Source organism: Klebsiella sp. WP3-W18-ESBL-02 (genome assembly GCF_014168815.1).
Lineage (GTDB): Bacteria > Pseudomonadota > Gammaproteobacteria > Enterobacterales > Enterobacteriaceae > Kluyvera > Kluyvera ascorbata_B.
Window position 1 is genome coordinate 3,494,785 of the sequence record NZ_AP021972.1, and the last position, 14,993, is coordinate 3,509,777.

Sequence of the window (14,993 nt, forward strand, 5' to 3'; positions counted from 1 at the left end):
GTACAGGACTGATTATCGGCACAAAGGTGGGGAACTTGATAGCAAAACGCCCGGCGGAACCGGGCGTTTTTGAGGAATCAGTGGTTTTGCTGGCTTCTGTCTTTATGACCAACGCCGGAGAAGATGTTGAACACTTCACCCAGACCGTAAATTAACCCCAGGATGATAGCCATCACTACGGGTACCATGATTACGGCAAATACCAGACTTTTCAACAGCTCTAACATGGTTTACTCCATACAATGTGATGCCGCTATTGTAACCGGATAACGCAGAAAAACACGCCCTTTTGTGCGGTGAGCTTTGCGCAGGCTAACATTTGGGTCAGAATACCCTTTTTGACTCCAGGACACTGTTATGCAGGCTGAAATCCTTCTGACCCTTAAGCTCCAGCAGCGCCTGTTTGCCGATCCGCGCCGCATCTCGCTCCTCAAACAAATAGCACAGACCGGCTCAATCAGCCAGGGGGCCAAAAACGCCGGCATCAGCTACAAGAGCGCATGGGATGCCATTAACGAAATGAATCAGCTCAGCGAGCAGTCGCTGGTCGACCGCGCAACCGGCGGCAAAGGCGGCGGCGGCGCGGTGCTCACCCGCTACGGTCAGCGTCTGATTCAGCTCTACGATCTGCTGGCGCAAATTCAACAAAAAGCCTTTGATGTGCTGAGTGACGACGATGCGCTGCCGCTCGACAGCCTGCTGGCGGCTATCTCTCGCTTCTCGCTGCAAACCAGCGCTCGCAACCAGTGGTTTGGTACGGTCACCCGCCGTGACCACCAGCAGGTACAACAGCATGTCGATATTTTACTGGCTGATGGCACAACCCGTCTCAAGGTGGCGATTACCGCACAAAGCGGCGAGCGCCTGGGGCTCGATGAAGGTCAGGAAGTGCTGGTGCTGCTGAAAGCGCCGTGGGTCAACGTCACTCGCGATCCCGCACTCGCCGCTGCCGCTGACAACCAGCTCGCCTGCCGTATTAGCCACATTCAGCGCGGCGCAGAGCAGTGCGAAGTTCTGATGGCGCTGCCCGACGGGCAAACCCTGTGCGCCACGCTGCCGCTTCAGGATGCCGAAACGCTGGAAGAAGGGAGCGATGTCACAGCATACTTCAATGCCGATCGCATCATTCTTGCTACGTTGTGCTGATGGCATTGACTTTGCGCTGAGGAAGACGTATCCCTGATGCATAACGCTGCAAAAAACGGGATACATAATGTCATCATTGCAAATTTCGCAAGGCACGTTTCGTCTTAGCGACACCAAAACGCTCCATATTGACCAGCTGACGCTGCGCGCTGGCGAAAGCTGGGCTTTCGTCGGCAGCAACGGGAGCGGAAAATCAGCGCTGGCCCGCGCGCTGGCGGGGGAGCTGCCGTTGCTGTCCGGCAGCCGGACGTGCGGCTTCAGTCGCATCACCCGCCTCTCCTTCGAGCAGCTACAAAAACTGGTCAGCGACGAATGGCAGCGTAACAACACCGACATGCTCAGCGCCGACGAAGACGACACCGGACGCACCGCCGCACAAATTATTCAGGATGAGGTTAAGGACGCTGCGCGATGCGCGCAGCTGGCCGCCCAGTTCGGCATTGACCACCTGCTGGACAGACGCTTTAAATACCTCTCTACCGGCGAAACTCGCAAAACCCTGCTCTGCCAGGCGCTGATGGCACAGCCCGACCTGCTGATCCTTGATGAACCATTTGATGGTCTCGACGTTGCCTCACGCCGTCAGTTGGCCGATCATCTGGCCACGCTTTACCAGTCAGGCTATACCCTGGTGCTGGTGCTCAACCGCTTTGATGATATTCCGGACTTCGTGCCCTTTGCTGGCGTGCTCGCCGACTGTACGCTGAGCGACATGGGCGAGAAAAAAACGCTGCTTGAACAAACGCTGGTTGCCCAGCTGGCCCACAGCGAGAAGCTCGCCGGGATGACGCTGCCCGAACCGGACGCCCCCTCGGCCCGCCTTTCCTTACCCGACGACCAGCCACGTATCGTGCTGCGCGACGGCGTGGTGTCGTATAACGATCGACCGATCATTAACCACCTGAGCTGGACGGTATCACCCGGCGAGCACTGGCAGATTGTCGGGCCCAATGGAGCCGGCAAATCGACGCTGCTAAGCCTTGTCACCGGCGATCATCCGCAGGGCTACAGCAACGATCTTACGCTGTTCGGCCGTCGCCGCGGCAGCGGCGAAACCATCTGGGATATCAAAAAGCATATCGGCTATGTCAGCAGTAGCCTGCACCTTGACTACCGCGTCAGCACGACGGTACGCAACGTGATCCTTTCCGGCTATTTTGATTCCATTGGCATTTATCAGGCCGTTTCTGATAAGCAGCGTAAACAGGTGGACGAATGGCTGGCGATACTCGGCATGAACGCGCGTACCGCCGACGCGCCGTTCCACAGCCTCTCCTGGGGCCAGCAGCGGCTGGCGCTGATTGTTCGCGCGTTGGTTAAGCATCCTACGCTGCTCATTCTTGACGAGCCGTTGCAGGGGCTGGACCCGCTCAATCGTCAGGTGGTGCGCCGTTTTATCGACGTGTTGATAAGTGAGGGAAAAACCCAACTGCTGTTTGTCTCGCATCATGCGGAAGACGCGCCGGAGTGTATTACCCACCGGTTGGCGTTTGTCGCCGACGGTGACGGCTATCGCTACGAGGTCGGCCCGCTGTAATCGCGTTTGTCCGGGTTACGGCGTGCTACGCGTAGCCCGGACAAACACCGCTCTGCAGAGAATAATCCGTTCTCAAATAAGGTCCTTTTTCAGATTTTTTTCACATGAACAAGTTACCCTTTTGATTTAAAATCATTTTTATTCGATTCCCTGTTTAACGTATTGCTGTGTAAACGATACCACTAATTTAGCCCATGTCACACTTTTAGCCGTTCTGTTATGCTAAGGTTATTCCATGCCATAAGCTTAACGGAGCTAAAAATGAAAGTATTGGTTACAGGTGGTAGCGGTTACATTGGAAGCCACACGTGCGTACAGCTGCTGCAGCAGGGTCATGAAGTGGTGATTCTCGACAACCTGTGCAACAGCAAACGTAGCGTTTTGCCCGTCATTACCCGCCTGGGCGGCAAAGCCCCATCGTTCGTCGAAGGCGATATCCGTGATGAAGCGCTGATGACCGAGATCCTCCGCGATCGCGCCATTGATGCGGTGATCCACTTCGCGGGCCTGAAGGCCGTCGGTGAATCAGTGCAAAAGCCGCTGGAGTACTACGACAACAACGTTAACGGCACCCTGCGTTTAATCAGCGCAATGCGCGCCGCGAACGTTAAAAACTTCATTTTCAGCTCTTCCGCGACCGTCTACGGCGACCAGCCGAAAATCCCTTATGTTGAAAGCTTCCCGACCGGTACACCGCAAAGCCCATACGGCAAAAGTAAGCTGATGGTTGAACAGATCCTGACCGACCTGCAAAAAGCGCAGCCGGACTGGAGCATTGCGCTACTGCGCTACTTCAACCCGGTGGGTGCGCATCAGTCTGGCGATATGGGCGAAGATCCGCAGGGCATTCCGAACAACCTGATGCCGTACATTGCGCAGGTGGCGGTAGGCCGTCGTGAATCGCTGGCCATTTTCGGTAACGACTACCCGACGCCTGACGGCACCGGCGTGCGCGATTACATCCACGTCATGGACCTCGCCGACGGCCACGTTGCGGCGATGGAAAAGCTGGCCAACAAAGCCGGCGTGCATATCTACAACCTTGGTGCAGGCGTCGGCAGCAGCGTGCTTGACGTGGTTAACGCGTTCAGCAAAGCCTGCGGCAAACCCATTAACTACCACTTCGCTCCCCGTCGTGACGGCGACCTCCCGGCCTACTGGGCCGATGCAAGCAAAGCCGACCAGGAGCTGAACTGGCGTGTCACCCGTAACCTTGATGAAATGGCGCAGGACACCTGGCACTGGCAGTCCCGCCATCCTCAGGGATATCCCGATTAAGGATTGTGAAATGACGCAATTTAACCCCGTCGACCATCCGCATCGCCGCTTTAATCCGTTAACCGGCCAGTGGATCCTCGTGTCACCGCATCGTGCAAAGCGCCCCTGGCAGGGGGCGCAAGAGACACCGTCAAAACAGACGCTGCCCGCACACGATCCGGACTGCTTTTTGTGCCCGGGAAATACCCGGGTGACGGGCGATAAGAACCCGGACTACACCAGCACCTACGTCTTCACTAACGATTTTGCCGCGCTGATGGTCGATACACCGGATGCACCGGAAAGCAACGATCCGTTAATGCGCTGCCAGAGCGCACGCGGTACCAGCCGGGTGATTTGCTTCTCCCCTGACCACAGCAAAACGCTGCCGGAGCTGAGCCTCAGCGCCCTGCAGTCGGTGGTTAAAACCTGGCAGGAGCAGACTGCAGAATTGGGTCAGCGCTATCCGTGGGTTCAGGTGTTTGAAAATAAAGGCGCGGCGATGGGCTGTTCTAACCCGCATCCACATGGCCAGGTCTGGGCAAACAGTTTTCTGCCCAACGAAATTGAGCGTGAAGATCGCCTGATGCGCGACTATTACGCTGAACAGCGGTCGCCGATGCTGGTGGATTACGTTAACCGCGAGCTGGCCGATGGCAGCCGCACGGTGGTTGAAACCGAACACTGGCTGGCGGTTGTTCCCTACTGGGCGGCCTGGCCGTTCGAAACGCTGCTGCTGCCAAAAACGCACGTACTGCGCATTACCGACTTAACCGACGCCCAGCGCGAAGACCTGGCGCTGGCGTTGAAAAAACTGACCAGCCGCTACGATAACCTCTTCCAGTGCTCCTTCCCCTATTCGATGGGCTGGCACGGCGCGCCGTTCAACGGAGAAGATAACGCTCACTGGCAGCTGCATGCGCACTTCTATCCGCCGCTGCTGCGCTCGGCCACCGTGCGCAAATTTATGGTCGGGTATGAAATGCTGGCAGAGACCCAGCGCGACCTGACGGCAGAACAAGCGGCCGAGCGCCTGCGCGCGGTCAGCGACATCCACTTTCGCGAGTCCGGAGAATAACAATGAGTCTGAAAGAAAGAACACAAGCCCTGTTTGCTGAAAAATTCGGCTACCCTGCCACCCACGTCATCCAGGCTCCGGGCCGCGTTAACCTGATTGGTGAACACACCGACTACAACGATGGCTTTGTACTGCCGTGCGCCATTGATTATCAAACCGTTATCAGCTGCTCACCGCGTGAAGACCGTACGGTGCGCGTGATCGCCGCCGACTACGACAACGAAAGCGATACCTTTTCCCTCGATGCGCCGATCGTCAGCCACGAAACTCAGCAGTGGTCCAACTACGTTCGTGGCGTCGTCAAGCATCTGCAAAAACGTGATAACGCCTTTGGCGGGGCGGATCTGGTCATCAGCGGCAACGTGCCGCAGGGGGCGGGTTTAAGCTCCTCCGCCTCGCTGGAAGTGGCGGTCGGTACCGTTTTCCAGCAGCTTTACCATCTGCCGCTCGACGGCGCTCAGATTGCGCTCAACGGCCAGGAAGCCGAAAACCAGTTTGTGGGCTGTAACTGCGGCATTATGGATCAGCTGATTTCGGCGCTGGGCAAAAAAGACCACGCGCTGCTGATCGACTGCCGGACACTGGGCACAAAAGCGGTCTCGATGCCTGAAGGCGTCGCCGTCGTGATTATCAACAGCAACTTCAAGCGCACTCTGGTTGGCAGTGAATACAACACCCGTCGCGAACAGTGCGAAACCGGCGCGCGTTTCTTCCAGCGCGCGGCTCTGCGTGACGTCACCGTCGACGAATTTAATGCTGTGGCCCACGAGCTGGACCCGGTGGTGGCCAAACGCGTACGCCATGTCCTGACCGAAAATGCCCGCACCGTGGAAGCGGCGGCCGCGCTGGAGAAAGGCGACCTGCTGCGTATGGGCCAACTTATGGCCGAATCACACGCCTCAATGCGCGATGACTTTGAAATCACCGTACCGCAGATTGATACCCTGGTGGATATCGTCAAAGCGACCGTCGGCGAGCAGGGCGGCGTGCGTATGACCGGTGGCGGCTTCGGCGGCTGCATCGTTGCGCTGATTCCAGAAACGCTGGTTCCGGCGGTGAAACAAGCGGTAGCGGAACAGTACGAAGCGAAAACGGGCATCAAGGAAACCTTCTATGTTTGCAAACCGTCGCAAGGAGCTGGCCAGTGCTAACTGAAACTCCCGAGCTGGCCGCTGACGGCCAACCGTACCGTCTGATCACCTTACGCAATGCCAACGGCGTTGTCGTGACCCTGATGGATTGGGGCGCCACGCTGCTGTCGGCGCGTATTCCGCTTAGCGACGGCAGCGTGCGTGAAGCGTTGCTGGGCTGCGCTTCGCCAGCGCAGTACCCACAGCAGGCGGCGTTTCTCGGCGCGTCTATTGGCCGCTACGCCAACCGCATCGCCAACAGCCGCTTCACGCTCGATGGACAGACGGTAGACGTCGCGCCAAGCCAGGGAGAGCACCAGCTGCACGGCGGACCGGAAGGCTTTGATAAGCGACGCTGGTTAGTGACCACCCAGAACGCGACGGAAGCGGTCTTTACCCTGACCTCGCCAGACGGCGACCAGGGTTTCCCCGGCGAATTGCAGGCTACCGCAATCTACCGCCTGACCGAAGACAACCGCATCTCTATTGAATACCGCGCTAAGGTTGATAAGGCCTGCCCGGTGAACCTGACTAACCACGTTTACTTTAACCTTGACGGCGCGCAGACCGACGTGCGCAACCACACCCTGCAGCTGCTGGCAGATGACTATCTGCCGGTGGACGCCAGCGGGATCCCGCACGAAGGGCTGAAAGCAGTAGCAGGCACCGGCTTCGACTTCCGTGAGCCGAAGACCGTCGCACAGGACTTCTTGCGCGATGACGATCAGAAAAAGGTGAATGGTTACGATCACGCCTTCCTGCTACAGGCCAACGGCGACGCCAGCCAAGTGGTTGCCAACGTCTGGTCGCAAGACAAAAAGCTGCAGATGGCGGTCTACACCTCGGCGCCCGCAATCCAGTTCTACTCGGGCAACTTCCTCGACGGTACCCTTTCCCGCACCGCGCAACCTTATGCCGCATGGCAGGGGCTGGCGCTGGAAAGCGAATTTCTGCCGGACAGCCCTAACCATCCGGAATGGCCGCAGCCGGACTGCGTTTTACGGCCGGGCAACGAGTACGTTAGCCTGACCGAATATCAGTTTATTGCCCTGTAGTGACCGATGTTACCCGCCCGGCCGAGCGAAGCGACGCCGGGCTATTCTCTCCCCTGCGGCATCTCGCCGATCTTTTAAGCATATCGCTGAAAATAACGTCACGAACAGACAAAATAATAACGCTGAGTTCACATGCATCTTACACTGGGGCACTATTTTCGCTATGGTTATGCATAAGCGTTGCTGGCGAGGCGATCGCGGCAATATAATGAGAATTGTTATCATTCAATAAAGCTTGAGGAGTGAGAGTATGGCTGTAACTAAGCTGGTACTGGTTCGTCACGGTGAAAGTCAGTGGAACAACGAAAACCGTTTCACCGGTTGGTACGACGTTGATCTGTCTGAGAAAGGCGTTAGCGAAGCAAAAGCAGCAGGCAAACTGCTGAAGGCTGAAGGCTTCAGCTTCGACTTTGCTTATACCTCTGTGCTGAAACGTGCCATCCACACGCTGTGGAACGTTCTGGATGAACTGGATCAGGCCTGGCTGCCGGTTGAGAAATCCTGGAAACTGAACGAGCGCCACTACGGCGCGCTGCAGGGTCTGAACAAAGCCGAAACCGCAGAAAAATACGGTGACGAGCAGGTTAAGCAGTGGCGCCGCGGTTTCGCGGTCACCCCACCAGAGCTGACGAAAGACGACGAGCGCTATCCGGGCCACGACCCGCGTTACGCTAAGCTGACCGATAAAGAGCTGCCAACCACCGAGAGCCTGGCGCTGACCATCGAGCGCGTGGTGCCTTACTGGAACGAAACCATTCTGCCGCGCCTGAAAAGCGGCGAGCGCGTAATCATCGCTGCGCACGGTAACTCCCTGCGTGCGCTGGTCAAATACCTCGACAACATGGGCGAAGATGAAATTCTTGAGCTGAACATCCCGACCGGCGTTCCGCTGGTGTACGAGTTCGACGAAAACTTCAAGCCTATCAAACACTACTATCTGGGCAATGCGGATGAAATCGCCGCGAAAGCCGCTGCGGTAGCAAACCAGGGTAAAGCGAAGTGATAAAACCGCCCTCTCTACGGAGAGGGCGTTTCATCTCTGGCAACCTCAATCCATAGCTGGAAAATGCGTAAAATACGAGGGTCAGTAACTCTGTTTGCATAATCGGTATAAGCGTCCAAATGCCGTGCTGAAAGCAACGTGGAAAACTCTCCGGCTTTACCTTCAAACATTTGCGCATTAATCGAATTCCATGGCATTTCAATCATATTTTTTAAAAACGCATCGGCCACCTCATCATCCCATTTTGACGCCACGAGCATAAACAGCGTGTGATGCCACATATGGAAACTAAGCAATGAAGGAATCAGGCTAATCGTTAGCGCTTTCGTCAGCAGATGCGCTCTTCCAACCAACAATTTAGCCAGATAATTATTAATGACCGGTACAGACTGACTTGAGATCGCTAGCTCCAGCAGTTCTGTTGCCCGCGCGTCGGTGAGCGCATTCACCATCTGACGTTGATAATTGTCGATCTCAGTCCACGCCTTGCAATCCAGCAAGATGATCTTATTGATGATACCAACATCAATATCATCTGCATATTTCGCAATCGTCGCGATGACATGACTTAACGAGAAAGCATACGTGATATCGTCTTCCGCGAATTTATCTCTCTTTTCCTGAGGGAAAAACGACTCCAGATAACCATTTAACCACTGGCTTATCCGCGTGCGATCTGCGCATTTATCAATAAGTCGGATTAGCTCAACCTCCACGCGAGCTAAATTATGCCCACGCGTAATATTACGCTCATAAAATGCAATAAAATCAGCACAAAGTGGCAAAAGTGCGGAGGTTGGAGAGGCATTCAAGAACGACAGGGCATACATAATCGTATCCATTTTGTCACTCTTAATGGCATCAAGAGCGACATCAGCAAATGAAGTGAGCTGATGCACACTGGCGATGCTCCATAAATAGGCATAAACAACAAAATCAGCACGCCGTTTACTCTGTTGGCAGGCAGCAAACAGGCGTGATTCATGCGCGACAAGACCAGGCCAGTGCTTTAAAACATCCACCCGGCTTTCAAGATAACTATGGCCAAGACTATAGAAAAGCTTGTCATCATCCAGACATGCAATCAAAACGTTCAGTTCCTCTTCGAAATCGATCGCTTCTCCCAGCTCAAACAGCGTCTTCTTCAAAATAAATCTGAAATTATTCTGCGTAATCATTGAGTTATATAAAACAGTTATCAAGCTGGTAGGAGCAATGTCCCTAATAGCATATAAGGCAGAGTATAAATCCTTAGCCGATTGCGTTCCGGCCACGATCGCCTCTAGTAGTGGCAGGTCAGAGTCATCACCGTAAAACCTCAAGGTATCTGAAGCGAGGCAGGTTAACACTCGCTAGTCAACTTGCCAGCTCCGTAGCGTCTGTCTCGCAAGGGCCGTAATGACGGCCACAGGTCCACTCCACCAAATCTGATACTCCCCTCCTGAGATTTTGGATGCAAATTGCATTCTTCCCGATGAGTCATCAAGCGAATACTGAAGTACAGCAATGTCCCCCGAACGGGCCAGTGCCACCAACCGCTGGCCTTTATGCTGATAATCACGCAACCCCAGCTTCGAATGTAAACGAGCCACTGCCCCTTCCGTGCCGAGCACGCCTAATGCAACCATTGCCGCACTACGTACCATTATTTCCGGGCTTTGCTCTTGTTCCAGTAGCAAGGTTTCCGCCGCTGCAAGCATTGGGGCACCAAAAGCTTTGGCAATCGTAGCCCCACAGATCAAATCCTGCTCCAGAATAAAATTCAGAAACTCCATGGCTTCGGGTGGTGAAATTAGCTCGCCCACAAAATGCCATGCATCTCTTCCTATACATTTAACGATCCGACGGTCCAGCTCACGCCAGTTCTTCTTAAGCCTCTTTGCCAGTAAATGATCAAGCAGGATATTGTGTTCTGTGAAGATATAAATACTGTCTACTTTTTTAAGCACTTCAAACTTAGTAATAAAATCGGTAAACATCACCAGGGACGGGAAGGTAAATAAAATGCCATCGACATTGAGCGCCAAGTTAACTTTACTGGCCAACTCACTAAGTTTGTCCTCTTCAAGTACGTAAGCCCCAAACCCAATCCGTATCTCGTAGACAATCACAGCCATCACCGATACGATAGTGAAGTTATCCAACTTATTGAGAACAGTATCGGCAGATGTAATTCGGCTACGACTTTGGATAATTTTTTCCTTCAATATCGCGTCTAACATTACTGAAAAAACTTTCGGTAATGCAGAATTTTTCTGGAAGAAATCCAGCGCATTAGTTAGGCCGAAGGGAGAGCGTAAAAAAGTGGTTTGCGGCTGCTGTATGATTAATCTCATTTCACCATAAAAGATATACAATAACTCCTGCGGGAGAACCGCACGCGCGATATTAATAATTTGCCGGTAAGTCAGAGGTTCGATACGCAGGATAAGATTGATGCCATTAATTGTAGCGGGAATGCGCAACCCCGTATCTCTTACAGTAATAATACAGGGATACTCTGCTGAAATTACTTGCAATTCATTGACAAAAGCACTGACATCTGACTCCTGCATTTCATCCAGACCATCGAATAAAAAGACAAAGCGTGACGGCAAAGATCGCCAACTTCCCCAGCTTATACCTAGGCTGGACTCAATAGATTTATCCAGCCCACCGCGACTATAGGTATTGAGCGCAACGATAACAGGAAGATAGTCGCTCCTCTCCTCTAGAAGATGGAAACGAATATACTGCTGAAAAATGGTCTTACCACTGCCACCAGGGCAGGAAATTAGTATCTTCCCCGGAGCGGAAAAGAACATTGAGGAGCGATGAATAAAATCTGAGTAAGAATATCTAGTGGCCGCATTATCGCAATGAGCCTGATTATCCGTGCGGATATTTTCAGGCGTCTGACTTTGACTCAACGATAACTCGGTATACCCAGAAGGAGCATTGCTGATATGGGCTCGATACTGATGAATGTCAAAGTTAGCGCGCGGATATTCACGCACTACAACATCAACGGCAAAAAAGCGATCCAACAACGGAATAATCGCTTGCCAGACTCTGGTCAACTCATTATCGAAATCGACCGCCGACCAGACAATAATTCGTGCAGCGTCAATATAATCACAAACAACTTTTACGGGATTTAACCCCAACATTTTTAATGCATTTATCTGTGTAATATAGCCTTTTGAAAGTACTTCCTCACATTTTTTTTTCAGATCGCTAAAACTATTTTGGCGCATCATTGCCCTTGTCGTTTTAGCGACATCTCCCGTCGTAATGATAAAATGCTGTTCAGGGGTATCATTCTGTAAAATACCATTGAGTGCGATTTTTACGACTTCATCAGCCAGCGTGTCCGTACCGAGCGCCGCTGCATAACGTTTACACTGAATGCAAATAATTCCCTGAGTCTGACTATCTCGGGCCGTACAATCAAAGCCTCCATCGGTGGATTTTTGTCTACCCGCCTCAAGCGCGAAACCCATTTCCTTGCCAATTTCGCTCATTGCAACATAGACAAAATCCTCGAATTTATCGGGAGTCATCTGGGACAAAGGCAGAGGATGACCTTGATATAAATGCGGTTTTTGCATGGGGTAACACTCAGCATATCAGTTAGAGTAACTTATTGATTCTACTATTAGTAGGATAGTCAAAGATACATAGCCGCCCGGCAAAAATAAAAAAACCGGCACACGGCCGGTTTCGGAGAATAACGCAGACATTACCCGCGACGCGCTTTTACCGCATTCGCCAGCTGACGCAGAAGGGTGTCGGTATCTTCCCAGTTAATGCAGGCATCGGTGATGCTTTTCCCGTACACCAGCGGCTCGCCGCTATCCGGGTTTTGGTTGCCTTCCACCAGATGACTTTCGATCATCACGCCCATAATTGCTTTCTCGCCGCTGGCAATCTGCTGGCAGACGTCCGCGCCCACTTCCATCTGCTTTTTGAACTGCTTGCAGGAGTTGGCATGGCTGAAGTCGATCATTATTTGCGCCGGCAGGCCCGCTTTCTCGAGCCCATCTTTCACCGCCGCCACGTGGGAAGCACTGTAGTTCGGCGCTTTACCGCCGCGCAGAATGATATGGCAATCGCCATTGCCGCTGGTGTTAACGATAGCGGAGTGGCCCCATTTGGTGACTGACAGGAAACAGTGGGCCGCGCCCGCTGCGTTAATCGCATCGATGGCGACTTTAATGGTGCCATCGGTGCCGTTTTTAAAACCGACCGGGCAAGACAGGCCAGAGGCCAGTTCACGGTGTACCTGAGATTCCGTGGTGCGTGCGCCGATAGCGCCCCAGCTCATCAGGTCGGCCAGGTACTGCGGGGTGATCATGTCCAGGAACTCGCCCGCCGCCGGCAGGCCGGTATCGTTGATGTCCAGCAGCAGCTTACGGGCAATGCGCAGGCCATCGTTAATCTGGAAGCTGTTGTCCATATGCGGATCGTTAATCAGCCCTTTCCAGCCCACGGTAGTGCGCGGTTTTTCAAAATACACGCGCATGACGATTTCCAGCTCACCGTTAAGCTCTTCACGAAGTTTCAGCAGACGCTGGGCGTACTCTTTTGCCGCGACGGTATCGTGAATGGAGCACGGACCCACAACAACCAGCAGACGATCGTCTTCCCCTTTCAGGATCTGATGGATCGCTTTACGCGCATGAGACACGGTGTTCGCGGCGTTTTCGGTAGCGGGGAATTTTTCAAGGAGTGCGACTGGCGGAAGTAACTCGTTGATCTCTTTAATACGTAAATCGTCGTTCTGATAATTCATGACTGTTCCAGTGTTGCCATACTTATATAATTGAGTGCAATCCCTTCAATCTATATCCTCAGTCAAAAAGTGTAAACTGAATTTTACACTTCAACCGGATAATAGCTAAAAAAACCACGTTATTTAGAATTTAATAGTGAAATAACTTAATAAATTATAAATATCGGATATATGAACTAACAAATACCATAAAAACAATATAATTCAGTATCACTTCCGCCCCGTTGCACTATTTTCCCCCATCGCGACGACGCACGTATTTTTGTGCGTAAAAAGCAAAGATCTGCAATGATGTCAGAGAGTCACATTCACAATACGGAAGGAAAAGCGTCATGGCGCACCGGCATGATTCACATTCTCACGCCACGCAGGATCGGGGCAACGCCCGGCGTTTACTGCTGGCCTTCGGCGTCACCGCCGGATTTATGATCGTAGAAGCTATCGGTGGGATGATTTCGGGGTCACTGGCCCTGTTAGCCGATGCCGGGCACATGCTCACCGACTCGGCCGCCCTGCTGTTTGCACTGCTGGCCGTGCACTTTGCCAGCCGGCCGCCAAGTATGCGCCACACTTTTGGCTGGCTGCGTCTGACCACCCTCGCCGCCTTCGTTAACGCCATCGCACTGCTGTTTATTATTATTCTGATCGTCTGGGAAGCGGTGCAGCGCTTCACGCATCCGCAGCCGGTTGCCGGCGTAACCATGATGGTCATTGCCGTCGCCGGGCTGCTGGCAAATGTGCTGGCGTTCTGGATCCTGCATCGCGGCAGTGAAGAGAAAAACCTCAACGTACGTGCCGCAGCGCTGCACGTCATGGGCGACCTGCTGGGATCGGTCGGCGCGATTATTGCTGCCCTGGTGATCATGACCACCGGCTGGACGCCTATCGATCCGATTCTGTCCGTCCTGGTTTCCTGCCTGGTGCTACGCAGCGCGTGGACGCTGTTGAAAGAGAGCATGAATGAGCTGCTGGAAGGCGCACCGCAGTCAATTGACGTCGCCGCCCTCAAGCGCAACATGCGCCGTTCGCTGCCGGAGGTACGCGACGTTCACCACGTCCACGTCTGGCTAGTCGGTGAAAAACCGCTCATGACCCTGCACGTTCAGGTCGTACCGCCGCACGACCACGATGCGCTGCTCGACAGGATTCATCACTTCCTTGAGGAGCACTATCAGGTCGATCATGCGACGGTACAGATGGAGTATCAGCCCTGCAGCGGCCCGGAATGCCACCTTAACGAGGCGCAATCCGCACACGGGCATCATCACCACCATTAATGAGATAGCGCGCGAGAGCCACGCTCACGCGCGCTATTCATCCACATCCGACTGCCGTTAAGGGCAATGAAGGTCAGCAGCAGATACTCCAGCGCCATCGCATACACACCCTGGAGCGCGAAAATAGCCACGCTGATAACGTTGATCACCACCCAAAGCAACCAGTTCTCAACATATTTGCGGGTCATCAGCACCATCGCGGCAATTGAGAGCACCATCATGCACGAATCCCAGAACGGAAACGCATCCGGCTGCAGCGTGGGCATCACCACGTTCATACCCAGCCCCTGCATCACGTTAACGGCCACCTGCGTCAATACGGCAAAGACGGGATCGATATAGAGCGTCATCAATGCAATAGCAATCACGCACGCCGCCAGCCAGCCGAGCGCTTTAGGCAGCGGCAGCCAGCGAATCTGCAGCTCGGCTTCATGCTGACTGGTTTGCCGCGACCACGCATACCAGCCGTAGAGGTTGGCGGCAAAGAAGAAAAGCTGCAGCAGCAGGCTGGCGTACAGCTGGATCTGGAAAAAGATAATCGCAAACAGCGTGACGTTGATAAGACCAAACAGATAGTTCACGATCTTCTCGAGGCTTGCCAGCCAGATGCACAGCAGGCCAGCGACGGTACCTACGGCTTCAATCCACGACAGGTCGTAACCCCCTGCCCCCAGTGGGATATGGACCAGGATGTTCTGCGTGCTAAAAAAATCCATTTCAACTCCAGCGTGTTAGA

General features: G+C 53.6%; 13 protein-coding genes. 8 read left to right on the forward strand and 5 right to left on the reverse strand.

Translation table 11 applies throughout. From position 1 onward, the window contains the following. Window positions 1–77 precede the first annotated feature (77 nt). Window positions 78–227, reverse strand: coding sequence for an AcrZ family multidrug efflux pump-associated protein (locus tag H7R56_RS16685; RefSeq protein ID WP_072129149.1), 150 nt, complete (start codon window positions 225–227; stop codon window positions 78–80). Window positions 228–357: 130 nt separating this feature from the next. On the opposite strand from H7R56_RS16685, the gene modE reads away from it, so the two are divergent. The 7 genes from modE to gpmA all read left to right on the forward strand — a co-directional run bounded on the left by modE (window position 358) and on the right by gpmA (window position 8,206). Further along, a complete protein-coding gene (gene modE / locus H7R56_RS16690; protein WP_106924620.1) occupies window positions 358–1,146 on the forward strand; it encodes a molybdenum-dependent transcriptional regulator in 789 nt (262 codons plus the stop codon). Between the two features lie 67 nt (window positions 1,147–1,213). Next, on the forward strand, window positions 1,214–2,683 hold the full coding sequence (modF, locus tag H7R56_RS16695) for a molybdate ABC transporter ATP-binding protein ModF (protein WP_106924621.1): 1,470 nt from the start codon (window positions 1,214–1,216) through the stop codon (window positions 2,681–2,683). Window positions 2,684–2,944: 261 nt separating this feature from the next. Then, window positions 2,945–3,961, forward strand: a complete 1,017-nt coding sequence (galE, locus tag H7R56_RS16700; protein WP_106924622.1) for a UDP-glucose 4-epimerase GalE — start codon at window positions 2,945–2,947, stop codon at window positions 3,959–3,961. 10 nt (window positions 3,962–3,971) lie between these two features. Then, window positions 3,972–5,018: a galactose-1-phosphate uridylyltransferase gene (gene galT / locus H7R56_RS16705; protein ID WP_106924623.1), complete on the forward strand. Its 1,047-nt coding sequence runs from the start codon at window positions 3,972–3,974 to the stop codon at window positions 5,016–5,018. A gap of 2 nt (window positions 5,019–5,020) precedes the next feature. Next, complete coding sequence (gene galK / locus H7R56_RS16710; protein WP_106924624.1) at window positions 5,021–6,169, forward strand: galactokinase; 1,149 nt, start codon at window positions 5,021–5,023, stop codon at window positions 6,167–6,169. Beyond that, window positions 6,163–7,203 carry a galactose-1-epimerase gene (galM, locus tag H7R56_RS16715; RefSeq protein WP_106924625.1) on the forward strand — a complete coding sequence of 347 codons (1,041 nt, stop codon included), beginning with the start codon at window positions 6,163–6,165 and terminating at the stop codon, window positions 7,201–7,203. The genes galK and galM overlap by 7 nt, the downstream gene beginning before the upstream one ends. A 250-nt stretch (window positions 7,204–7,453) precedes the next feature. Next, a complete protein-coding gene (gpmA, locus tag H7R56_RS16720; protein WP_035892201.1) occupies window positions 7,454–8,206 on the forward strand; it encodes a 2,3-diphosphoglycerate-dependent phosphoglycerate mutase in 753 nt (250 codons plus the stop codon). A gap of 14 nt (window positions 8,207–8,220) precedes the next feature. Here gpmA and H7R56_RS16725 read toward each other — a convergent pair whose 3' ends face one another. From H7R56_RS16725 to aroG, 3 genes are all read right to left on the reverse strand, one after another. After that, a complete protein-coding gene (locus tag H7R56_RS16725) occupies window positions 8,221–9,480 on the reverse strand; it encodes a hypothetical protein (protein ID WP_146145689.1) in 1,260 nt (419 codons plus the stop codon). 78 nt (window positions 9,481–9,558) lie between these two features. Then, a complete protein-coding gene (locus H7R56_RS16730; protein ID WP_106924627.1) occupies window positions 9,559–11,796 on the reverse strand; it encodes a restriction endonuclease in 2,238 nt (745 codons plus the stop codon). 131 nt (window positions 11,797–11,927) lie between these two features. After that, complete coding sequence (gene aroG / locus H7R56_RS16735) at window positions 11,928–12,980, reverse strand: 3-deoxy-7-phosphoheptulonate synthase AroG (RefSeq protein ID WP_106924628.1); 1,053 nt, start codon at window positions 12,978–12,980, stop codon at window positions 11,928–11,930. A gap of 332 nt (window positions 12,981–13,312) precedes the next feature. Here aroG and zitB point away from each other — a divergent pair, with 332 nt between their 5' ends. Next, window positions 13,313–14,257, forward strand: coding sequence for a CDF family zinc transporter ZitB (zitB, locus tag H7R56_RS16740; protein ID WP_106924629.1), 945 nt, complete (start codon window positions 13,313–13,315; stop codon window positions 14,255–14,257). On the opposite strand, the gene pnuC is transcribed toward zitB, so the two are convergent. After that, a complete protein-coding gene (pnuC, locus tag H7R56_RS16745; protein WP_106924630.1) occupies window positions 14,254–14,973 on the reverse strand; it encodes a nicotinamide riboside transporter PnuC in 720 nt (239 codons plus the stop codon). The two genes, zitB and pnuC, sit on opposite strands and share 4 nt — an antisense overlap. Window positions 14,974–14,993 lie beyond the last annotated feature (20 nt).

Coding starts and splice junctions, on each gene's coding strand:
- H7R56_RS16730 (WP_106924627.1), bottom strand. CDS start 11,796: ATGCAAAAACCGCATTTATATCAAGGTCATCCTCTGCCTTTGTCCCAG.
- galE (WP_106924622.1), top strand. CDS start 2,945: ATGAAAGTATTGGTTACAGGTGGTAGCGGTTACATTGGAAGCCACACG.
- zitB (WP_106924629.1), top strand. CDS start 13,313: ATGGCGCACCGGCATGATTCACATTCTCACGCCACGCAGGATCGGGGC.
- galK (WP_106924624.1), top strand. CDS start 5,021: ATGAGTCTGAAAGAAAGAACACAAGCCCTGTTTGCTGAAAAATTCGGC.
- H7R56_RS16685 (WP_072129149.1), bottom strand. CDS start 227: ATGTTAGAGCTGTTGAAAAGTCTGGTATTTGCCGTAATCATGGTACCC.
- aroG (WP_106924628.1), bottom strand. CDS start 12,980: ATGAATTATCAGAACGACGATTTACGTATTAAAGAGATCAACGAGTTA.
- pnuC (WP_106924630.1), bottom strand. CDS start 14,973: ATGGATTTTTTTAGCACGCAGAACATCCTGGTCCATATCCCACTGGGG.
- modF (WP_106924621.1), top strand. CDS start 1,214: ATGTCATCATTGCAAATTTCGCAAGGCACGTTTCGTCTTAGCGACACC.
- galT (WP_106924623.1), top strand. CDS start 3,972: ATGACGCAATTTAACCCCGTCGACCATCCGCATCGCCGCTTTAATCCG.
- modE (WP_106924620.1), top strand. CDS start 358: ATGCAGGCTGAAATCCTTCTGACCCTTAAGCTCCAGCAGCGCCTGTTT.
- gpmA (WP_035892201.1), top strand. CDS start 7,454: ATGGCTGTAACTAAGCTGGTACTGGTTCGTCACGGTGAAAGTCAGTGG.